The following is a 22,115-nucleotide window of genomic DNA, read 5'->3' on the forward strand; positions in this document are numbered from 1 at the left end:
TGCCGGGAAGTCAATGCCGGATACGGGGTTTTTTCCTTCGACCTACACGTTGAAGCGGAAGTGCAGGACGTCGCCTTCCTGCACACGGTACTCCTTGCCTTCCAGCCGCATCCGCCCGGCGTCGCGGGCACCGGCTTCGCCCCGGTACTTGATGAAGTCGTCGTACCCGATCGTCTCGGCGCGGATGAAGCCCTTCTCGAAGTCGGTATGGATCACCGCGGCGGCTTGTGGCGCGGTCGAGCCGCCCTTGACGGTCCAGGCGCGCACCTCCTTGACCCCCGCTGTGAAATAGGTCTGCAAGCCCAGCAGCTTGTAGGCGGCGCGGATGACGCGGTTCAGGCCGGGCTCGTCGAGGCCGAGGTCGGCCAGGAAGGCGTCGCGGTCCTCGTCTTCGAGCTGGCTCAGCTCTTCCTCGATCGCGGCCGAGACCGGCACCACCTCGGCACCCTCGGTGACGGCGCGGGCACGCACCGCGTCAAGGTGCGGATTGTCATCGAAGCCGTCCTCCAGCACGTTGGCGACGTACATCACCGGCTTCAGGGTCAGCAGGAACAGGTCACGCACGGCCAGGCGGTCGTCGTCGGAAAGATCCAGCGCGCGCGCCGGCTTGCCGGCGTCGAGGCCTTCGCGCACGCGCGCCAGCACCTCGACCCGGGCCCTGGCGTCCTTGTCGCCGGTCTTGGCGCTGCGCTCGGCGCGCAGCAAGGCTTTCTCGACCGAATCCAGGTCGGCCAGCGCCAGCTCCGTGTCGATCGTTTCGATGTCGGCGATCGGGTCGATCCGGTTGTTGACGTGGATCACGTCATCGTTCTCGAAGCAGCGCACCACGTGGGTGATCGCGTCGACCTCGCGGATGTGGGCGAGGAACTTGTTGCCCAGCCCCTCGCCGCTGGCGGCACCGGCGACCAGCCCGGCGATGTCGACGAACTCGACCGCGGTCGGCAGCACCTTCTGCGGCTTGACGATTTCCGCCAGCGCGTTCAACCGCGGGTCCGGCACCGGCACCACGCCGACGTTGGGCTCGATGGTGCAGAACGGGAAATTGGCCGCGGCGATGCCGGCCTTGGTCAGGGCATTGAAGAGGGTCGACTTGCCGACATTGGGCAGGCCGACGATGCCGCATTTGATGCCCATGACGCTTTACTCGCTTTGATTGATTGGGTGGTGCACGGGATGCGTGCCTGGCCGCTCAGGTGCGCGGCGTATGCAGGCGCTTCATCGCCTCGTTGAAATCGCCCTCGACCGCCAGCGGCATCACGTCGATCGCGTCGTCGATGGCGCGCAGGATCAACGTTTCGTCGTCGCCACCGGGCCTCCCGAGCACCCATGGGGTGACGCGGTCCTTGTGACCGGGATGGCCGATGCCGACCCGCAGGCGGTGGAAACCGCCATGCCCGAGCAGGCGCATGGTGTCACGCAGGCCGTTCTGGCCGCCGTGGCCACCGTCGAACTTGAGTCGTGCGGTACCCGGGGGCAGGTCGAGCTCATCGTGCGCCAGCAGCGCCTGCCCGGGCTCGATCTTCCAGTAGCGCAGGGCCGCGGTGACCGACTTGCCGGACAGGTTCATGAAAGTGGCCGGCTTCAGCAGCCAGACCGGCTGGCCGGCGATCTCGACCTTGCAGGTCGCACCGAACAGCTTGGAATCCACATTGAAACGGCCGCCGAACTTCTCCGCCACGGCGTCCACAAACCAGAACCCGGCGTTGTGCCGGGTCCGGATGTGTTCGGGACCGGGATTGCCCAGCCCGACGATGAGGCGCAGTCCAGCCATCGAAGGGGAACAACCAGCAAGCCGGCATGTCCGCGGGGAGCATGCCGGCCGGACGCTGGCTTATTCCTCGTCCTTCTCGACCTTGGCCGCCGGCACTTCGGCCGGCGCGGCCGCGGCAGCCTCGGCTTCGGTGGCGCCCTCGGCTTCGGCAGTCTCCTCGACCTCGACCCGGCCCTGGCGTGCCACGACCACGGCTACGTCGTGTTCCTTGCCCAGCTTCAGCTCCGGGATCTCCACGCCCTTCGGCAACGTCAGCTCCGACAGGTGGACGGTCTGGCCGAGGGTCAGCCCGGCGAGGTCGATCTCGATGAACTCCGGCAGGTCCTTCGGCAGGCAGCTGATGTTGACCTCGTTGAGCTCGTGGGTGACCACGACGTCGGAGGCCTTGCCGGCCGGCGACTGCTCGACGTTGAGGAAGTGCAGCGGCACCGCGACCTTGATCGCCTGCTTGGCGTCGACGCGCTGGAAGTCCAGGTGCATGATCAGCTGCTTGTACGGATGGCGCTGCATGTCACGCAGCAGCACCGGCTCGACCTTGCCGTCGATGTCCAGGTTCAGGATCGACGAGTAGAACCACTCGTGCTTGTTGGCCAGCCAGACCTGCTCGTGGTCGAGCTGGATCGGCTGCGGCGCGGCCTTGCCGCCGTAGACGATGGCCGGGATGCTGGCAGCGTGGCGCAGGCGGCGGCTCGCACCCTTCCCCTCGACACTGCGGCCAGTGGCCTTGATGGTGTGATCAGACATTTCGATTACTCACTTTTACATTGGAACAATGGATCGCCTCGCGGCGACTGAAAGACCCACCCGCGACCAGGAGGGTCACAACTCCGGCCGAAGCCGGTCTTTGGCACAAGGATGTGCCAACGCGACGGGCGCAAGCCTGTCGCGGCATCGGCTTGCGGCTTTGCCGCGGGCCGATGCTTGCGGGTCGGGCAGGAGCCCGATCCCGCAATACAACTAGTCCACGTACAACGAGCTGACCGACTCGCCAAAGGCGATCCGGCGGATGGTCTCGGCCAGCAGCTCGGCGACGCTGAGCTGGCGAATCCTCCCGCACTCGCGCGCGGCCTCGGTCAGCGGGATGGTATCGGTGACCACCAGTTCGTCGAGCTCCGACCCGCTGATGTTGCTGATCGCCGCGCCCGACAGCACCGGGTGGGTGCAGTAGGCGACGACCTTGGTCGCACCCTGCGCCTTCAACGCGGCGGCGGCGGCGCACAAGGTACCGGCGGTGTCGACGATGTCGTCGACCAGCACGCAGGTCTTGCCGGACACGTCACCGATGATGTTCATCACGGTGGCGACGTTGGCCTTCGGACGGCGCTTGTCGATGATTGCCAGGTCGGCATCGTCGAGCCGCTTGGCGATCGCGCGGGCGCGGACCACGCCGCCGACGTCGGGGCTGACCACCACCATGTTGTCGGTACCGTGCGCGCGCCAGATGTCGGCCAGCAGCAGCGGCGAGGCATAGACGTTGTCGACCGGCATGTCGAAGAAGCCCTGGATCTGGTCGGCGTGCAGGTCGACCGTCAGCACCCGGTCGGCGCCGACCGCGCTGAACATCTTGGCCGCAACCTTGGCCGTGATCGGCACGCGCGAGGAGCGCGGGCGGCGATCCTGGCGGGCGTAGCCGAAGTACGGCACCACCGCGGTCACGGAACTGACCGAGGCGCGCTTGAGCGCGTCCACCAGCACCAGCAGCTCGACCAGGTTCTCGGCGCTGGGCGCGCAGGTCGGCTGGATCACGAACGCTTCCTGGCGGCGCACGTTCTCTTCGATCTCGACCTGGACCTCGCCATCGGAGAACCGCCCGATCTGGGCCTTGCCCAACCGGATGCCGAGTTCCTTGCACACCGCCTGCGCGAGCGGGCGGTTGGCGTTGCCGCTGAAGACGAGCAGGCCTGGATCGTTTTGCACGTGTGTACTCCGCTTCGCTCTGACCTTACGGTGCCGGGGTCCGGCAGTTCCTTGCATGTCTGGCAGGGGCGGTAGGATTCGAACCTACGAATGCCAGGATCAAAACCTGGTGCCTTGGGCCTCTTGGCGACGCCCCTGCGGTAACTTGTTCAAACTTCTACTTGGCGACTCCAGCCTTCGAGCGCGACGCGCAACGGCGATCGTGCCGCCCCCGCCGCGACCCAGGCCCGAAGGCCCCTTGGCAGCACCACCAACGCCGCCTCGGCGGCTTCGCGGGTGGCGAATTCGACGAAGCAGCCGCTACCGGACCCGGTCAGGCGCGGCGTGCCGACACGCGACAAGGCTGCAAACACGGCCTCGATGGCCGGTTCGCGCCCGCGCAAGACCGGCTCGAACGCGTTCCCGAGCGGTACGCCCGAAACGAAGTCGGATATTGTCGCGGGCGGCGCATCGCGCGTCAATTCAGGGGCGCGATACAGCTCGGCGGTCGGCACCTGAATGCCCGGGTCCACCAGCAGGTACCACGCGGGCGGAAGCTGGACCGGGCTCAATACCTCGCCAACGCCTTCGGCCCAGGCGTTGTCGCCGCGGACGAACACCGGTACGTCGGCCCCTAGCTGCAACCCCAGTTCCGCTAGCCTGTCCGGCCCGAGCCCTGTGCCCCAGAGCCTGTCGAGCGCGACCAGCACCGTGGCCGCGTCGGAAGACCCACCACCGAAACCACCCCCTGCCGGAATGCGCTTTTCGACGCTGATGTCCGCGCCATACGATGTTTTCGCTGAATTTTGCAGGAGTTTAGCGGCGCGGACCATCAGGTCGTCGGCTTCGGCGACCCCCGCCACCGACTCGCCGTGCCGGACGATCCGGCCGTCCGGACGCGGCCGCAACCGGACCGTGTCGCCCCAGTCGAGCAGCCGGAACACGGTCTGCAGCAGGTGGTAGCCGTCCGCACGGCGGCCGGGGATGCACAGGAACAGGTTGAGCTTGGCCGGCGCGGGCCACTCGCTCCAGCCGGGTTCGTCGAGCATGGCCTACGCCCCGCCCCACTCGTCGACCAGCAATTTCACCGAGGCTTCGCCACGCGTGGCGTCGAGGCGCGCGGGCAATGGCGTGGTCCCGGCGGGCGTCGCCGGGTCGGGCTGCGGCCACTGGTATTCGATCAGCCAGCCGCCCTGCTCGATCGACCATGGCAGGCCGTTGGCGTCGTACTGGATCCGCGCCGGGCCCAGTGACCGGGCGCGGGCGCCTCGGATCCATTCGGCCAGCGCCTGCACCGGGATGTCCCAGCCGGTCGCCTCGAGCAACAGCAGGCGCGCATCCGGACCGGTGCGCGGGCCGCCTTCGAGCCCTTCCAGCAAGGCGTGGCCGGCGTCCCCCGAAAGACGCCAGCCCTGCCGGGTCACCGGCGCACTCAGGGCGACCTCGTACTGCGCGCCATGCTGGCTCCATTCGATCCGGCCGCTGCCGCCCTTGCCGCGGTTGGACACCGCGATCCGGCCGACCAGCGACCAGTCCCGTCGCATGCGCAGATCCTGTTCGCGTTGCACCTGGGCGGCTTCGGCAACCGCGATCTGGGCCGCGGTCAGGTCGGGGCGGACGGGTGCAGGCGTGCAGGCGCCAAGCAGCAAGGCCAGCGCGGCGATGGCGAAGGTCGAACCACGGAAGTTGGACAAGGTCATGCGCCGGTCTTTTCCAGTGCGCGCTGCAGGGCGCGGTTTTCGGGATCGAGTTCGCGCGCCTGCCGGAAGTACTCGCGGGCTTCCTCGCGCTTGCCGAGTACCCACAGCACTTCGCCGAGGTGGGCGCCGATCTCGGCGTCCTTCTGCAGGGCGAAGGCGCGACGCAGTTCGCCCAGCGCCTCTTCATTGCGGCCCAGGCGATACAGCACCCAGCCATAGCTGTCGATGATCGCGGCATTGTCGGGTTCGGCCGCGCGGGCGCGGTTTATCAGTTCCAGCGCTTCCTGGTAACGGTCGGTGCGGTCGGCCAGCGTGTAGCCGAGCGCGTTGAGCGCGGCGACCGACTCGGGTTCGATCACCAGGATCCGCCGCAGGTCGGCCTCGGCGCGGGCGATGTCGTCACGGCGCTCCCAGCTCAGGGCGCGCGCGTAGAGGATTTCGAGATCGTCGGGGAATGCCGCCAGGCCGCGGGCGAACGCGTCCATCTCGGCCTCGGGCGTCCCGTCCTCCTCCAGCAACGAGGCTTCCAGCAGGTAGGCGTCGCGCCGGGCATCGTCGGGCGCGGCCGCGTCCGCCTGGATGTCGTGCAGCAGGGCGTAGCCCTCGTCGGCGCGTTCGAGTTCGTGCAGCACGTTGGCGCTGCGCAACCGCGCCGGCCAGCGCTGCGGGCCGCCGGGAACGCCCTGGTACCAGCCCAGCGCCTCGTCGAAGCGATCGAGGAACTCGGCCATCTGGCCGAGCAGCAGGCGCCGCGACGGGTCGGGCTTGGCGGCGGTCCGGCGCAACTCTTCGTACAGGCCGGTCAGCGCGCCCTTGTCCTCGGCGCGAGCCAGCAACGAGGCACGCAAGGCGTAGGTCTGGTCGTCCTGCGGGCCGCGCGCGAGGATCGCCGAGGCCGCGCCCAGGTCACCCAGCGCGTCGTATTCGTAGGCCATCGCCAGCCGCAGTTCCGCGTTGCCGCTCGCCTGATCGGCGAGCGACTCGAGGACCTTGCGGGCCTCGTCGTCCTTGTCGGCCTCGCGCAACTGGCTGGCGCGCAGCAGGGCCACCCGCGGTTCGCCGGGGAACCGCCGGACCACCTCGGTGACGATGGACTCGGCCAGCCCGGATTCCCCGAGTCGCTGGGCCAGGCCGCCGAACGCGAGCCAGGCCTGCAGGTTGTCGGGGATGCGACCGTCCTCGACCAGCCGCTCCAGCACGTCCGCGGCCTGCGCGGGATCGCGGGCGCCCCCGGCAATGACGCCCAGGGCCTGCCGCCAGCCGTCGTCGCCGGGCGACCGCAGCAACTCGACCAGGTGCTTGCGGGCGCTGCGCTCCTTGTTGCCGCGCAACGCCAGGGTGGCTTCGGCGGCGTGCAGGTTGGTGCCCTCGCCGCCCTGTTGGCGCCATAACGCGAGTGCCTGCCCGGCACGGGCGTTGTCACCGGCGAGCAGGGCGATCCGGGTGGCGCGCTCGGCCAGTTCGACGTCGTTTGCGGCGCGGGCGGCCTCCAGGTACCAGCGCGCGGCATCGTCGAGACGGCCGGACTGGACGGCGAACTCGGCCGCCAGCAGCGGCTCGAGTGCCTCGACCACCGGGTCGTCGGACGGTGCCGGCGCGGCCTGCGCCTGGGCGGCCCGGGCCACCGGGCCCGTGAGTGCCAGTAGGGCGGCAAGCGCGGCGCCGACCGTGGACAGGCGCAATCCCGTGAACGGATGCAAAGCGTGGGGCATCGGGTGCAAATCCCTCGATTTCGCCGGGCCGGTAGAATGGCGACCTTCAGCAGCCAGCAGCTTATCGCAAGCACCTGAACGGGTAGCCCAGCTTCGCCATGTCCCTGTTTGTCCTCGGCATCAACCACCAGACCGCGCCGGTCAGCCTGCGCGAGCGGGTGGCGTTTTCGGTCGACGCGGTGCCGGTGGCACTGGCGGCGTTGCGCGAGTTGCCGCAGGTGCGCGAGGCGGCGCTGCTGTCGACCTGCAACCGCACCGAGGTCTACGCGGTCAGCGACGACGATGGCAGCGCGGTGGCCGACTGGCTCGCCACCCACCCGGGCGAAGTTGGCGACCTGCACGCCTACCTCTACCGCCATCGCGACGCAGACGCGGTGCGCCACCTGTTCCGGGTCGCCACCGGACTGGACTCGCTGGTGCTCGGCGAGCCGCAGATCCTCGGCCAGGTGAAGGACGCCTGGGCCACCGCACGCGCGTCCGGCTGCCTGGGCAGCCAGCTCGACCGCCTGTTCCAGCACACCTTCACCACGGCCAAGCGCGCCCGCACCGACACCCGTATCGGCGCCAACCCGGTCTCGGTCGCGTCCGCCGCGGTGCGGCTGGCGCAGGAGTCGTTCGCCCGGCTGGAAGATTCGACCGTGCTGCTGATCGGCGCCGGCGAGACCGTCGAACTGGCCGCGCGCCACCTGGTTCAGGCCAGGGCCAAGCGCCTGCTCATCGCCAACCGCACGCTGTCGCACGCGCAGGAGCTGGCCAGCCGCCACGGCGGCGTCGCGCTGCCGCTGGGCGAACTCGACCGCCACCTCGGCGAGGCCGACATCGTGCTGTCGGCGACCGCCAGCCGCGAACCGGTGCTGCACCGCGCCCAGGTCGCAGCCGCGCTGGCAACCCGCAGGCACCGGCCGATGCTGCTGCTCGACCTGGCGGTGCCGCGCGACATCGCCGCCGACGTCGCCGAACTCGACGACGTGTTCCTGTACACGGTCGATGACCTCGAACGCGCGATCGAGGACAACCGCCGCAGCCGCCGCGAGGCCGCGACCGAGGCCGAGGCGATCGTCGAACTGCAGGTCGCGCGATTCATGGAATCGTTCGCCGCACGCGGCCGCACCGGGTCGCTCAAGCGCCTGCGCGCGCATGGCGAGGTCGCGCGTGCCGAAGTACTGGCCAAGGCACGGGCGCAGCTCGCCGCCGGCGAGGCGCCGGACGAGGTGCTCGACTTCCTCGCCCACACGCTGACCAACCGTTTGCTGCACGCGCCGACCGTGGCCCTGCGCGAGGAAGCGCTGGCCGGCACCAACGAACTGGCGCGCGCCACCGAGAAGCTGTTCCCGTCGGTCGGTCGTGACGACGGCACCAGCGCCGCCGAAGACCTCGACGCCCGTTAGCGTCGCCCCGCTTATCCTTGCCGCAGCGCGCGCCATGGGTGCGGGCTGCCGCGAAGCCTGCTTCGCCCCCGCCCGCCCCCGAGCCGACGACACCCGATGACCCCTACCCTGCGCCGCAAGCTCGAAGCCCTCGCCGAACGTCGCGAGGAACTCGAGCGCCTGCTCGCCGACCCCGGCGTGATCGGCGACGCCAAGCGCTTCCGCACGCTCTCGCGCGAGTTCGCCCAGCTCGAACCGATCGCCACCGCGCTGGCCGACGAAGCCGCTGCCAAGGCCGACCTCGCCGCCGCGCAAGCGATGCGCAACGATCCGGAACTGGGCGAGCTGGCCGAGGAGGAAATCGCCGCCGCGACCGCGCGGCTTGAACAGCTCGACGCCGAACTGCTCGCGCAGATGATCCCGAAGGACCCGCGTGACGACGGCGACATCTACCTCGAGGTCCGCGCCGGCACCGGCGGCGACGAGGCCGCGATCTTCGCCGGCGACCTGTTCCGGATGTATTCGCGTTACGCCGAGCGCCAAGGCTGGCGGGTCGAGGTCGAATCGGCCAACCAGGGCGAGCACGGCGGCTTCAAGGAAGTGGTCGCGCGTATCGAAGGCCGCGGCGCGTATTCGCGACTGAAGTTCGAGTCGGGCACCCACCGCGTGCAGCGCGTGCCGGAGACAGAATCGCAGGGCCGCATCCACACCTCGGCCGCGACGGTCGCGATCATCGCGGTCGAACCCGAGGGCGAGCCGATCGAGATCAATGCCTCCGACCTGCGGGTCGACACCTTCCGCTCCTCCGGCGCCGGCGGCCAGCACGTCAACAAGACCGATTCGGCGATCCGCATCACCCACATCCCGACCGGCTTCGTGGTCGAGAGCCAGACCGAGCGCAGCCAGCACGCCAACCGCGACAAGGCGATGAAGCGCCTCGCCGCCAACCTCGCCGAAGCGCAGGCCGCAAAGGCCGCCGCCGCGATCGCCGAAGACCGCAAGCTGCAGGTCGGCAGCGGCGACCGTAGCCAGCGCATCCGCACCTACAACTACCCGCAGGGCCGGATCACCGACCACCGGGTCGAAGGCCTGACCCTGTACGACCTGCCCAACGTGCTGACCGGCGACCTCGACGCCTTGATCGCGCGCCTGCAACAGGAACACCAGGCCGACGAGCTGGCGCGGTTGACGCAGGGCGCCTGAGCAATGCAGCAGGTCGATCCGCGCCATCAGGCCCGCCTGGCGACACAACGCGCGCCGCACGATGCGATGGCCTGGATCATCCTGGCCGACGCCGAACTGGAGGCCGGCGATGCTGTCGCGGGCGAGGCGGCATGCCGTCGCGCCCTGGCCCTGCGTCCCGGCCACCCCGAAGCCCTAGCCCGCCTCGGCCGCGCGCACTGGATGCGGGGCCGCCGCGACGACGCCGTCGCCAGCCTGCGTGCGGCGGCCAGCGTCGCGCCAAACCATCCCGGCATCGCGGTCTGGCTCGGCCATGCGCTGGAGGACAACGGCGAGGCCGAGGCCGCGTCCGACGCATACGCCCGTGCCCATGCGTTGGCGCCGGACGAACCGCAACTGGCGGCCTACCTGCTGGCCTGGCGCCGCAAACTGTGCGACTGGCGCGATCTCGGCGCGCTTTCGGCACAGGTACGCGACGCCGTGCGCCGGGGCCACGCCGCGGTCGAGCCGTTCGCGTTCCTCAGCGAAGACGCCACTGCCGCCGAACAACTGCAGTGCGCGCGACTGCGCGCGACGCACATCGCGCGCCACGTGCGTCCGTTGCCGCCACCGTCGCCACGCGGTGCCGGCACGATCCGCACCGGCTTCCTCTCCAACGGATTCGGCGCGCATCCGACCGGGTTGCTGACGGTCGCGCTGTTCGAATCACTGGCCGGCCACGCCGAGCTCGACGTCCACCTGTTCGCGCTCAACCGCGACGATGGCAGCCCGATCCGCCAGCGCCTGCACGCCGCCACCACGCTGCACGACGTCGCCGACCGCAACCACGCGCGGGTTGCCCACGCCATCCGCGATGTCGGCATCGACGTGCTGTTCGACCTGCGCGGCTGGGGTGGCGGTGGCGTGCCCGAGGTGCTGGCGATGCGATCCGCGCCGATGCAGGTCAACTGGCTGGCCTACCCCGGCACCTCGGGTGCGCCGTGGATCGACCACGTGCTCGCCGATGGCTTCGTCCTGCCCGACACGCTTGCGCCACATTTCAGCGAGCACGTCGTACGCCTGCCGCGCTGCTTCCAGCCATCGGACACGTCGCGCGAGCTGGCAGCACCGCCGTCGCGCGCCGATTGCGACCTGCCGGCCGAAGGCGTGGTGTTCTGCTGCTTCAACAACAGCTACAAGCTCAACCCGCGCAGCGTGTCGCGCCTGCTTGCGGTATTGCAGGGCGTGCCCGGCAGCGTGTTGTGGTTGCTCTCCGGCCCCGGCCGGGCCGACGACCGCCTGCGTGCCGCCGCGCAGGCACAGGGCATCGATCCGTCACGCCTGGTGTTCATGCGCAAGCAACCGCATGCCGACTACCTCGCGCGGCTGCAGCACGCCGACCTGTTCCTGGACACCGATCCTTACAACGCACATACCACCGCGTCCGACGCACTCTGGGCTGGGTGTCCGGTGCTGACCCGGCCGGGCGGCACGTTCGCGGCGCGCGTCGCCGGCAGCCTCAACCATCATCTCGGCATGCACGCCATGAACGTCGACACCGACGAGGCTTTCGTCGCCCAAGCGATCGAGCTTGGTCGCGACCCGCAAATGCTGGCCGCAGTGCGTGCGGAACTCGCGCAGCGCCGCAGCGAAAGCGGGCTGTTCGACATGGACGGCTTCGCCCGCGACTTTGTCGCGGCGGTGCGCGGTATGGCAAAGCGCTAGCGCACGGCGCGACCGCAACTACAACGACGGCCGGCCCCGCGGGACCGGCCGTCAGGTACGGCCTCAGTTGTGCCGCGCCTGCAACGTGACGCCCGCGAACGCCTTCACCCCGACCACCTTCACGTAGTACGTGCCGGCCTGCGGCGTGGCGATGCGGATGGTTTCGTTGTTGCCGGGCCGGGTCGAGCGGAAATCCGCAGCGTCGGTGGTCGGTTCGGCGTCGAAGCTCACCAGCAACGAAACGTCGCCGCTGCCGCCATAGCTGATGAAGCTCAGGCCGGAAGCACCCGCCGGGACCTCGATCGAGAACAGTTGCGCCTCGTCGACGGCGCCGGCCAGCCCAGTCACCGGGACACGGTTGGTGATCGGCGTCGCCTCCGGCACCGGCTCGCACTCGTCGCCCTCGCACGGCGCGGCGACCGCCGCGACCGCGGCCTGCGCGTCGAGGATGCCGCTGCCGACCGGCGTCCCGGCGGGGATCTCGACCGGGAACGGCCGCGCGGTGTCCTTCAGCAAGGCGCGCATCTCATCCGGAGCCAGCGGTGTCTCGGCCACGCTCTGCACCAATGCGACCACGCCTGCCACATGCGGCGCCGCCATGGAGGTTCCGGCCATGCCCCCGTAGGTCGGCGTGCCCAGTTCCGGCGCGGTCGCGCTGTCGTTGATGCTCTGCCAGACATAGCCGCCGGGGTTGCCATCGGCGCTGCCGCCACCACCGGGACCGGACAGGTCCACCCGGCTGCCGTAGTTGGAGTACCCGGCCCGGCCGCCACCGATCCGCGTTGCGCCGACCGTGACCACGTTCGCGCAACTGGCGGGGGTGAAGCCGCCGGCGTCGGCGTTGTCGTTGCCGGCCGCGACCACCACGGTGGTGCCGTTGGCGATGGCGGCGTCGATCGCGAGCTGCATCGTCGACTCCGCCTCGCAGGCCGCGGCGCCGCTCAGGCTCATGTTGATCACCTCGGCCGGGTTGGCGTTGTCGGGCACGTCGGCGACGCTGCCGCCGGAGGCCCAGACCACCGCATCGGCGATGTCCGAGAGGTATCCGCCGCAGCGGCCCAGCACGCGCACCGGCAGTACCCTGGCGTCATGCGCGACGCCGGCCATGCCGATGCCGTTGCCGGTGGTCTCGGCAACGGTGCCGGCGACATGAGTGCCATGGAAGGAGCTGGGTGAGACCGGGCACTGGGTCGGGTCGTCGTTCCAGTCGCCGTAGTCGTGGGCACCGGCGACCCGCTCGTCGGTCTCGCGGCGCGACAGGAACGTGTCGGTGATGAAGTCGTAGCCTTCCAGCACGTTGCCGTCGAGGTCTTCGTGGTCGGTGATGCCGGTATCGAGCACCGCGACCACCACGCCCTCGCCGCCCGTCTCGTCCCACGCCGCCGGTGCGCGGATGCCGCCGGTGGCGCTGTGCAGGTGCCACTGGTAGTCGGCGTAGAGTTCGTCGTCGGGCACCATCGCCGGACTGATCCGCGCCCGCAGGCCAGTGTGCGACAGGCGGATGTCCGGCTCGACATGGGTGACCGCGGGATCGGCGGCGATGCTGCGCATCAGCGCCGCGGCGCTCACGCGATCGAGCGGTCGAGAGACCTCCACCACGTCGCCACCCAGCGCGAGGCTGCGCACGTGGCGGACCGACAAGCCCGCGCCGCCGGCGAGGCCGGACCGGGCAACCACCTGCTGCAATGACTGCACCAGGTGCTGCTTGTCCTGGCGTTGCGGACTGCCGTCGCGATAGCGAACGATGAAGCGGTCATGGCCCTGCGGATTTGTCGCCGACGCCGGAGTGGCGGCGGCAACGGGCAGTGGCGCGGCGCTGCCCGCCATCGCAAGCGGCGCCGACAACCCCAGCATGATCGCCGCGGCGAGGACGCCGGGCAGGTGGTTGCGGAACATGGAGCGGGGGCGCGCATGGACACGGGGGACGTGGATCGACATTGCATTCTCCTGGAGTAGACGCATGCCGTCCGGCGGCATGCCACGGGATTTCTGGAAAGACGGCCGTCCGTGGCCATCGGGGGTGAACAGATGAAGCGGGTTACCAGCCGAAGCCGAGACCGACGCCGACCGAACTCTCGTCGTCACTGAAGGCGCCGCCGACGGTCATCGTTGCGCGGTCGCTGAAGGCACGCTGGAAGCCGACCGAGAGGGCCTGCTCGCCGCCGGAGAACCCGACGCCGACACCGACCCGGTTGGGCGTGCGGATACCCGCGGCACTGGTCGCCATGTTGAGCATCGCGGCGTTCATCGCGCCCATCCGGTCGATGCGCTCGTCCTGCTCGATGAAGCGCTCGCCAACCTCGGTACGCAGGTCGTCGATGGCCGCCATCGGCACCGCCACCGCCTGGGTGATCTTCGTGTCGGTGTAGGCCTTGGCCTGGCTGAGGGTCTGAGCGCTGGCGGTGGCCGTCGGCTGCGCGTCTTTGGGCTCGTCGGCAGCAGCGGTCGTTTCGGCGGTCACGCGACGGGGGGCCTCGGCGTTGGCCGCGGTGATGGTTCCGCCGCTCTTGTGTTGTCCGTCTTCCTCGCTGGCAGCAGCGACGGTTTCGCCAGCGGCCGCATTGGCGTCACCCTTCCCCTCAACGGTCGCGGCAGGGGCGGATGGCGACTTGTCAGCGGTCCTGGCGGACGCGACGGCGGTGGACGCCGAGCCACCCTCACCGCCTTCGAGCCCATCGACCCGCTGGTCGAGCGCGGCCAGTCCTTCGTCGAGTGCGGTCAGGGCATCGCCGACCGTGCCGAACGCCGACTCCATCACGTGGTAGGTCGGCGCGATGATGCCGCCGTTGGCGCTGAGCATGGCGCCACCCCCGAGGGCATTGACCAAAGCCTGGTTGGTGTTGAACAACTGCGCGCCGGTGACCGCCTCGCTGCTTGTCGCATTGAGCGCGCCCGCGGCGAGGTTGCCCAGGGTGGTGCCGTTGGCACCCGCCAGGCGCAGGCGGGTCTTTTCGTCATCCTCGTAGGTCACGGCGTCGGCGACCGAGCCGTCCGCATCGACCAGTCCGATTTCGCGCAACTGCGCCAGGTTGACCGCATCGGTGTCCTCGGTGCCCGCGGCGACGTTGGTGATCTGTCGCTCTGCGCCGGCGCTGCCGACCGACACCGTGTTGTCGCGATGGGCAATGGAGCCACTGCCCAGCGCCACGCTGTCCTGCCCGATGGCGCTGCTGCGCCAGCCGAACGCGAGGCTGCCGTCCGCGCTGGCACGCGACTGGCTGCCCATGGCGATGCTGTCGGCGCCCAGTGCGTTGCTGCCGGCGCCCAGTGCCGTGCTGCTGTCGCCAGTGGCGCGGCTGGACTCGCCCACCGCCGTGGCGAAGTCGCCCTCGGCACTGCTCGACGCGCCCAGCGCGGTGCCCGCACGCCCGCTGGCAACGCTGTTGGCGCCCACCGCGGTGGCATCGAAGCCGGAGGCTGAGCTGTCGATGCCGTTGGCCGTCGACTGGATGCCGCTGGCATTGCTGCGGGTGCCGGTGGCGGTGGCTTCGTCGCCGGCGGCGATGGCGTCCGAACCCAACGCCACACCGTACTTACCCAGCGCGTAGCTGCGCATGCCCAGGACGGTACTCAGGTGGCCGCGCGACTCGGCGAACTGGCCGACCGCGGTGGAACCGGTGCCCACCGCGAAGCTGGCGCTGCCGATCGCCACCGTGTGCGACCCGTAGGCATGGGCGTGGCGACCCATCGCGGTCGCGAACTCGCCCCGTGCCGTCGCATCGGAACCGACCGCGGTGGTGAAGTCCGCCAGCGCGCTGCTGGCGATGCCGATCGAGGTGGATGACGACCCGCGGGCGATCGCCACGCCGCCAAGCACCGTGCTGCCATCGCCGGTGGCCTGCGAGCCGGCGCCGACCGCGGTGCTCTGGTTGCCCGACGCCAGCGGGTTCCACACCTCGAATTCGCCGGTCTCCATGTTGAACATCTCGTAGCCGCCGCCCAGCGCGGTGCTGGCGACGCCGGTAGCCTGCGCGCCGTCGCCGAACGCGGAGCTGTGTTCCCCGCTGGCGGTGGCGCCGTAGCCGACCGCGGTGGCGTACCCCGCGGTGGCGAAGGAGCCGCTGCCGAACGCAGAAGTCCCGACACCCAACGCATTGCTGCCCGAACCAGCCGCGGTGGCGTACTCGCCATCGGCCATGGCGTCGTCGCTGCCATCGCCGTTGCCGTTGGCCGCGAAGTAGTGGCTTGCTTCGCCCACGCTGTCGGCGACGTCTTCGAGCTGGCTGAGGTTCACCGCGTCGGTCGCCTCGGTGCCGGCGGCGACGTTGGTGACCTGGCGCTCCTCGCCGACCTTGCCGACCGATACCGTGTCGGCGCGATCGGCCAGCGAATAGGCGCCGATCGCGACCGCGTTTTCCGCGCGCACGTCGGCCATCGTGCCCAACGCGGTGGCGCGGTCGACCCGGGCCTTGCTCCAGCGCCCCAGCGCGGTGCTGTCGACGCCGGCAGCCCCCGCGAACTGGCCGATCGCAGTGCTGTTGACGGCACTGGCCTCGCTGTTGGAGCCGATCGCGGTGCTGCGCGCGGCCTGCGCCTCGGCGCTCGCGCCGAGCGCCACCGCCAACGCGTCGCGCGCCCGCGCCTGCGAACCGATCGCAATGCTCTTGTTGCCCTGTGCCGTGCTCGAACTGCCGAGTGCGACCGACATGCGGCCACTGGCCTGGGAGGTCTTGCCGACCGCTGTCGCGGCGTACTCGGTGGCCTGCGCGGCCACGCCAAGCGCGGTGCTCTCCTTGCCGGACGCGATGGTGTTCCAGACCTGCTTCTCGCCGGTGGAGCCGTCGGTGACGATCATCTGCCCGCCCACCGCGGTACTGCCCGCGCCGCTGGCGTCGCTGCCGACGCCATAGGCCGAGCTGCTGTCGCCGGACGCAGTGCTGCCGTAGCCGCTGGCGGTGGCGTACTCGTCACCCGCGACCGCGCCGCTACCGAACGCCGAGGCGCCAGCGGCGAGTGCATTGCTTCCCGAACCCGCCGCAGTGGCGTACTCGCCGTCGGCCAGCGCGTCATCGCTGCCGTCGCCATTGCCGTTGGCTTGGAAGTAATGACTGGCATCCCCGACGCCCTCGGCGACTTCCTCGAGCTGGGCAAGGTTGACCGCGTCGGTCGCCTCGGTGCCGGCCGTCACATGGGTGATCTGGCGCGTTTCGGCAAAGCCGTCGATGTTCGTGCCGGCGCCGACCGAGACACTGTCGGCGCGCTCGGCCTTCGAACCGGTTCCGAGCGCCACGCTGTTATCGCCAAGGGCAAACGCATAGAAGCCCAATGCCGTCGCACTGTCGCCGTTCGCAAATGCCGAGCCGCCCACCGCCGTCGACCAGCGCGCGAACGCGGATGCCGATTCGCCGACGGCGGTCGCACTGATCCCGCTCGACGAGGCGTTCCATCCCAATGCGGTCGACTGGATTTCGGTCGCGCTGGCGCCCGACCCGAACGCGGAGGCACGATCGGCCGATGCTGTGGTCGGCATATGGCCCAGCACCCTCCCGGCCGGCCGGCTGCCACCGACCGCGGTGCTCTGCGCGCCGGTGGCCTGGGCCGATTCACCGAGCGCGACGCTGCTGGCGCCGGCGGCATTGGCACGCGAGCCGGTCGCGGTCGACCACATGCCCGACGCCATCGAGGCCGTACCGAGCGCCGTGCCGAGTTCGCCACTCGCCTGGGCGCCCGCGCCAAATGCACTCGCAGCTCCACCGTTGGCAACCGTACTGCCTTCCAGCACTACCTGCTGGTTGGTTTCCGGATCCGCGTAGCTGTAGTCCAGCCGGCCGCCGACTGCCGTGCCGGAAGCCGACGACGCCAACGAGTCGACACCCACCGCCGTGGCGTTGTCAGCCACCACGGTCGCGCCGCTGCCGTACGCGGTGGCGCCGACACCCAGCGCGTTGCTGGCCGAGCCCGACGCGGTGGCGTATTCGCCTTCGGCCAGCGCGTCGTCGCTGCCGTCGTCGTTGCCGTTGGCATCGAAATAGTAGGTCGCGTCGGCGACGTCCGCACCGAGTTCCCGCAGCTGCGCGACATTGACCGCGTCGAACTGCTCCGTGCCGGCAGCCACGTTGGCGATCTGGCGCTGGAACGGCTGCTGCCCGTTGAGCGGACTGGCCACCGCGCTTCCGACCGAGACGGTGTCGGCACGGTCGGCGTACGAATACGCACCGAGCGCGACGCTGTTTTCGGCAACCACGTCGGTCTCCGCGCCCAGCGCGGTGGTGCGGTCCAGCCGCGCGCGGGCCTGCCGGCCGAAGGCGCTGCTTTCCACTCCGGCGGTACCCGACATCTGTCCGACCGCGGTGTTCTCCTCGCCATAGGCAATGCCGCCGACCGCGACGCTGCGGTCGCCATGCGCCTCCGCCCACGAACCCAGCGCGGTGCTGAAGACGCCGTAGCTGCGCGTCTGCTGGCCGACCGCCACGCTCCAGTCGCCGCGGGCGGTGCTGGCCGGGCCGATCGCAACGGTGCTTTCGCCGCTGGCTTCCGACACCGCGCCGACGGCGACGGAACCGTAGTTGGTGGCGCGTGCAGCCACGCCCAGCGCGGTGCTCTCCTGGCCGGACGCGATCGTCGACCAGGTTTCCTCCTCCCAGGTCTGGCCATTGATGACCGTCATCTGCCCGCCGATGGCAGTGCTGCTCTGCCCACTGGCTTCGCTGCCGACGCCGTAGGCCGCGCTCCAGTCGCCGCTGGCGGTGCTGTTGAAGCCGCCCGCGGTGGCGGTTTCGCCCACCGCGAAGGCGCCACTGCCGAACGCCGAGGCGCCAACGCCGAAAGCGGCGCTGCTCGCGCCCAACGCGGTGCTGTAGTCCGCATCGGCAATGGCATCGGCGCCGAGCGCGGTGCTGTCCTCGCCACCGGCGACGCTGCGGTAGCCGTTGGCGGTGCTGTCCAGCCCGTTCGCCTCGCTGAGTGCACCGGTGGCGGTGGCGTGCTCGCCGGTCGCCAGCACGCCGGCACCGACCGCGGTGGCGGCCTCGCCCTGCGCACGGGTCTGCACGAGCTCGCCGGTCCAGCCGCTGCCGTCGTCGTCCGCACCGACGAAGTAGGCGCCGCCGAGCGCAGTGCTGTTGGCGCGTTCGGCATTGGCACCGGCGCCGACCGCCGTGCCGGCATGGCCGCTGGCCTGGCTGTTGCTGCCGACCGCGGTCGTGTAGTCCGCGAGCGCGGAGCTGTCCGGTCCGAGTGCCGCGCTGTTGTCCGCGGCCGCATAACTGCGTGCGCCCAGCGCGGCACTGTTGCCGCCCGCGGCCTCGCTGCCGATACCGACGGCGGTGCTGTAGTCCGCACTGGCGCGGGACGCCGTGCCCAATGCGGTGCTGTCGCGGCCGTCGGCGAGGGAAAGATTGCCGAGCGCGCTGGCGTTCGGGCCCAGCGCGCGGGCGACGCTGCCGACCGCGGTGCCGAAGTCGCCATCGGCGGTGGCGCCGGCGCCGACCGCGACCGCATGGCCGCCGGTGGCGGAGGTGTTCTCCCAGCCGGCGAAGGTATTGAAGGCGCCGCCGATGGCGACGCTGGAGCCGCCCGCGGCGACCGCCTTGGCCCCGATCGCGACATCGCCCAGTGCACTGGCGTCGGACTCGCTGCCGACCGCGATGGTCCACTGGTTGCTCGCCGTGGCCTGGTGGCCGCTGGCCACCGAGCGGTAACCGCTGGCACTGCTGCCGGCGCCGCTGGCGACCGCGTTCTCGCCGCTGGCCTGGGCGTCGTCGCTGCCATCGGCGGCACCGTCGGCGGCGAAGTAGTGCTTCGCGTCCTGGACGCTGGCATGGCGACCACCGTGGCCTGCCACCCGCGCAGCCGCCATGGGCACGCCGCCACCGCACTCCACGAGCGCGCGGTAGCGACCCGATGCATCCGGCTCGCCCGCCTCGACGACCCGGCACCCTTCCGCCGTACCGGCGTCCGGCGTGTCTGCCGCCGGCGTGGGGGTTTGTGACTGGGCCCAGCCCGCCTGGGGGGCGGCGAGCAGCAACAGGATGGCGACGTGCAACGGCGTGCGTTTCATGAGGCGTGGATCTCCCGGAGTGGACGAACGCGGCCGCCCGGGTGGGCAACTCGCGACATGGCTCCGGACGCTGTCACGCCCCTGCCGGACCGTCATTCCAACTTCATGACGATCGCTTTACGAAAATATTTCTCCTTTTGAATCAGCTGCCTGCGATGGCGCCGCGGGCGACACGCACCTCATTGCCGGGCATCGGGAAGGTCAGCTCCGCCGGGATGTTCCGCTCACCGGCCAGGCGTCGTGCATGCTCCAGTGCCTGTTGCCAGGGTCCGTGCTGGCCGAGTCGACGGAACAGGCGGGCCTGCAGCAGGGCGAGGTCGAAATCACGCTCGGCCCAAGGGGCCACCCGGCCCACCAGCGCACCCGCCTCGTCGAGCCGTTCGCGGTCGATCAGCCACGATGCGTGCGCACGCACCACTTCGGCAATCTCGGCAGCGATGCCGCGCCGCTCGGCCAGTGCCAGGGCCTCCCGGTAGCTCGCATCGGCCGCCCGCTCGTCCCCGCGTGCGCGCTGCACCACCGCATGGATCAACCGCTCCGGCAGGCTGTCGCCCAGTGTGTCGACGTTCACCCCGGTCGGTGGCAGGTCGGCCTGCAACATCGCCTGTTGCTGGCGAAAACGGGTCCAGGCGCGCAATTCGGGCCGGGTGTCCGGTGGCCAGCCGCGCAAAGCCTGTTCGGCCAAAAGTACCGTCGAGCGCGGATCGCCCGCCTGCCAGGCCAGTTCCATCTGCAGGAACTCGCGGCGGCGGAAGTCGCCGGGCACTACGTTGTCGGCCTCCGGCAACCGCAACAGGTCGCGGGCTTCGCTCAACCGCCCGTTGGCGATCAGCACTTCGGTGCGGCCGAGCAGCAGGTTGGCGTCCTGCGCCGGGTCGCGGACGCGCTCGCGCAAGCCCCATGCACGCTCGCTTTCCTGCAACGCGCGCTCCGGTTGGAGCAGTTGCAACTCGGCGGTCATCAGCATGCCGCTCATCGCGGCCAGTTCGTTGACCGCGCCCATCGACGCGAAGTCCCCGGCGGCCTTGCGGAAGTAGCCCACCGCCTGGGCCGGACGATCGCGATCCATCTCCACGTTGCCGAGGTTGGCATCGACCCGCGCAACGGCAAGCAGATCCCCGGCGCGCGCCAGTTGCACCCGCGCCGTCCCGAGATCGGCCAGCGCCTGGTCGAACCGTCCCAGCGAGGAGCGGGTGACCGCGCGGCCATTCAGCGCCCGGCCCAGCTCGGCCGGCTGGTCGTCGCCTTCGAGCAGGCGCACCGCATCGGTGTAGATGCCTTCGGCCTCGGCATAGCGGTCCAGCCGGATCAGCATCGCGCCGCGCGTGTTCAGCAGCCGGGCATGGAACAGCGGGTCGGCGCGCGCCTGCGAAGTGTCCAGCAGTCCGTCGAGGCTGGCCAGGCCGCGCTCGTAGTTGCCGGCGCGGAAGTCCACCAGGGCCAGGCGATAGCGCAACTGCGGTTGCGAACGCTGTAGTTCCGGCGCGTCGTTGAGGATGCTCCGCGCAGTGTCGAGTTCGTTGGCCAGCATTGCCGATTGCGCGCGTTGCAACCGCTCGGCGAGGTCGGGATCGGTGGCGGCCTCGGCCGGCAGGCGACCGCCCAGTGCCGCCAGCAACCGGTCGCCGGCGATGCGGGCCGCCTCGAGCAGGTCGAGGTGGCTGGCCTGGCCACGCTGGACCACGCCGTGCGGATCGGCGGCGACCAGCGATACGTTCCACTGACCCTGTTCCTGCGCGGCCTGGCTGGTGACCACCCAGACGGTGCGGGTGGTCTCGCGCAGCGCCGCCGCGTCGTTCGCCAGCCCGGGACTCCGGCGCAGCACGCCGAGGGTGGTTTCGCTGGCGAGCACCGGCAGGCCCGCGCGGCGCAGGCGGTCGGCGAGGTAATCCATCAGGCCCAGCCGTGCCCATGCGACATCGCCGGCAGCGACGACCTGGGTGGGCAGGAGCATGATGGCGCCACCCGGCACCGCGGTTTCGACGCGCGCCGACAATCGATCAGCCGATACCGAGGGGCGCGGGACCAGCCAGGCCAGCAAGCCGGCGAACACCATTATCAATGCAGCCCCCGCCAGCAATACCGGGCGGGGCATGCGTTCCGTCGCCACCTGTGGCGTCCGGCCGGCGGGTTCCGCGGCCGGGCGCAGTGGCATCGCTCCGGCGGCGGGTGGCGCGGCTCCGCTGCGGCCGTGCGCGCGCGGCGGGATCGCGTCGACGGTGTGCACCGGAACCGGTTCGGCCCGCCTTTCCGTGGCCGGCTCCGCCACGACGGGCGCCTCCACGACCGGCTCCGCCACGGTCGTCGCCGTCCAGCGGAACCCGAAACGCGGCACGGTGCGCACGGAATGCTGGCGATGGCCGTCGTCGCCGACCGCACGGCGCGTGCGCAGGATGATCTGCGCCAGTTGCGCATCGGAAACATCGGATCGCGCGAACACCGCTTCGACCAGTTCATCGCGGCCAACCGCGCGGTCACGATGCCGCAACAGGTAGTCCAGGCATTCGAACACCCGTGCCTGCAGGGTCACCGGTTTACCGTCGCGCCTGAGCTCCCGCCTGGCCAGGTCCAGGGCGTGGTTTCCAAAGCGGTAACGGGCGGTCGTCATGTCGTGCTGGGACTCGTCTGCCGGCCGGGCTCCCACGCCCGGGATTGCCCGTCCGATCATGGCCCATCCGCCACGGCGGTACCGCAAGGCAGTTGGCAGTTCGAGCTTTCAGCGGCCGCCTGAATGCGGCATCACGCTCGCACCATCATCCGGCGGGCGTTCGTGCCGGCGTTGGT

13 protein-coding genes and 1 tRNA gene are annotated in these 22,115 nt (G+C 70.5%); 3 read left to right on the forward strand and 11 right to left on the reverse strand.

Annotated elements, in window-relative coordinates:
• Positions 1–42 precede the first annotated feature (42 nt).
• The 8 genes from ychF to ACT9F5_RS05910 form a co-directional block, all read right to left on the reverse strand.
• Complete coding sequence (gene ychF, locus ACT9F5_RS05875) at positions 43–1,134, reverse strand: redox-regulated ATPase YchF (RefSeq protein WP_445118959.1); 1,092 nt, start codon at positions 1,132–1,134, stop codon at positions 43–45.
• 55 nt (positions 1,135–1,189) lie between these two features.
• Positions 1,190–1,771: an aminoacyl-tRNA hydrolase gene (gene pth, locus ACT9F5_RS05880; protein WP_445118960.1), complete on the reverse strand. Its 582-nt coding sequence runs from the start codon at positions 1,769–1,771 to the stop codon at positions 1,190–1,192.
• A 60-nt stretch (positions 1,772–1,831) separates the two neighbouring features.
• On the reverse strand, positions 1,832–2,515 hold the full coding sequence (locus ACT9F5_RS05885; protein WP_445118961.1) for a 50S ribosomal protein L25/general stress protein Ctc: 684 nt from the start codon (positions 2,513–2,515) through the stop codon (positions 1,832–1,834).
• A gap of 213 nt (positions 2,516–2,728) precedes the next feature.
• Positions 2,729–3,688 carry a ribose-phosphate diphosphokinase gene (locus ACT9F5_RS05890; RefSeq protein WP_445118962.1) on the reverse strand — a complete coding sequence of 320 codons (960 nt, stop codon included), beginning with the start codon at positions 3,686–3,688 and terminating at the stop codon, positions 2,729–2,731.
• A 60-nt stretch (positions 3,689–3,748) separates the two neighbouring features.
• A tRNA-Gln gene (locus tag ACT9F5_RS05895) sits at positions 3,749–3,825 on the reverse strand.
• A 12-nt stretch (positions 3,826–3,837) separates the two neighbouring features.
• Positions 3,838–4,716 (reverse strand): 4-(cytidine 5'-diphospho)-2-C-methyl-D-erythritol kinase, encoded by an 879-nt coding sequence (gene ispE, locus ACT9F5_RS05900; protein ID WP_445118963.1) that lies wholly within the window; start codon positions 4,714–4,716, stop codon positions 3,838–3,840.
• Between the two features lie 3 nt (positions 4,717–4,719).
• A complete protein-coding gene (lolB, locus tag ACT9F5_RS05905; protein WP_445118964.1) occupies positions 4,720–5,367 on the reverse strand; it encodes a lipoprotein insertase outer membrane protein LolB in 648 nt (215 codons plus the stop codon).
• Positions 5,364–7,079 carry a tetratricopeptide repeat protein gene (locus ACT9F5_RS05910; RefSeq protein ID WP_445118965.1) on the reverse strand — a complete coding sequence of 572 codons (1,716 nt, stop codon included), beginning with the start codon at positions 7,077–7,079 and terminating at the stop codon, positions 5,364–5,366. Before ACT9F5_RS05910 ends, lolB begins: the two co-directional genes overlap by 4 nt.
• A 98-nt stretch (positions 7,080–7,177) precedes the next feature.
• Between ACT9F5_RS05910 and hemA the strand changes: the two genes are divergently transcribed.
• The 3 genes from hemA (at position 7,178) to ACT9F5_RS05925 (ending at position 11,332) form a co-directional block, all read left to right on the forward strand.
• The gene (gene hemA, locus ACT9F5_RS05915; RefSeq protein WP_445118966.1) at positions 7,178–8,467 is read left to right on the forward strand and encodes a glutamyl-tRNA reductase; all 1,290 of its coding nucleotides are present in this window, start codon (positions 7,178–7,180) and stop codon (positions 8,465–8,467) included.
• Between the two features lie 96 nt (positions 8,468–8,563).
• A complete protein-coding gene (prfA, locus tag ACT9F5_RS05920; protein WP_445118967.1) occupies positions 8,564–9,649 on the forward strand; it encodes a peptide chain release factor 1 in 1,086 nt (361 codons plus the stop codon).
• A 3-nt stretch (positions 9,650–9,652) separates the two neighbouring features.
• Complete coding sequence (locus ACT9F5_RS05925; protein WP_445118968.1) at positions 9,653–11,332, forward strand: O-linked N-acetylglucosamine transferase family protein; 1,680 nt, start codon at positions 9,653–9,655, stop codon at positions 11,330–11,332.
• Between the two features lie 63 nt (positions 11,333–11,395).
• On the opposite strand, the gene ACT9F5_RS05930 is transcribed toward ACT9F5_RS05925, so the two are convergent.
• The 3 genes from ACT9F5_RS05930 to ACT9F5_RS05940 all read right to left on the reverse strand — a co-directional run bounded on the left by ACT9F5_RS05930 (position 11,396) and on the right by ACT9F5_RS05940 (position 21,939).
• Positions 11,396–13,228 (reverse strand): S8 family serine peptidase, encoded by a 1,833-nt coding sequence (locus tag ACT9F5_RS05930; protein WP_445119501.1) that lies wholly within the window; start codon positions 13,226–13,228, stop codon positions 11,396–11,398.
• A gap of 142 nt (positions 13,229–13,370) precedes the next feature.
• Entirely contained in the window at positions 13,371–19,331 is a 5,961-nt protein-coding gene (locus tag ACT9F5_RS05935; RefSeq protein WP_445118969.1) for a YadA-like family protein, read from the reverse strand.
• Between the two features lie 142 nt (positions 19,332–19,473).
• The gene (locus tag ACT9F5_RS05940) at positions 19,474–21,939 is read right to left on the reverse strand and encodes a winged helix-turn-helix domain-containing protein (protein ID WP_445118970.1); all 2,466 of its coding nucleotides are present in this window, start codon (positions 21,937–21,939) and stop codon (positions 19,474–19,476) included.
• Positions 21,940–22,115: the final 176 nt, after the last annotated feature.

Source organism: Lysobacter sp. F6437 (assembly GCF_052547215.1).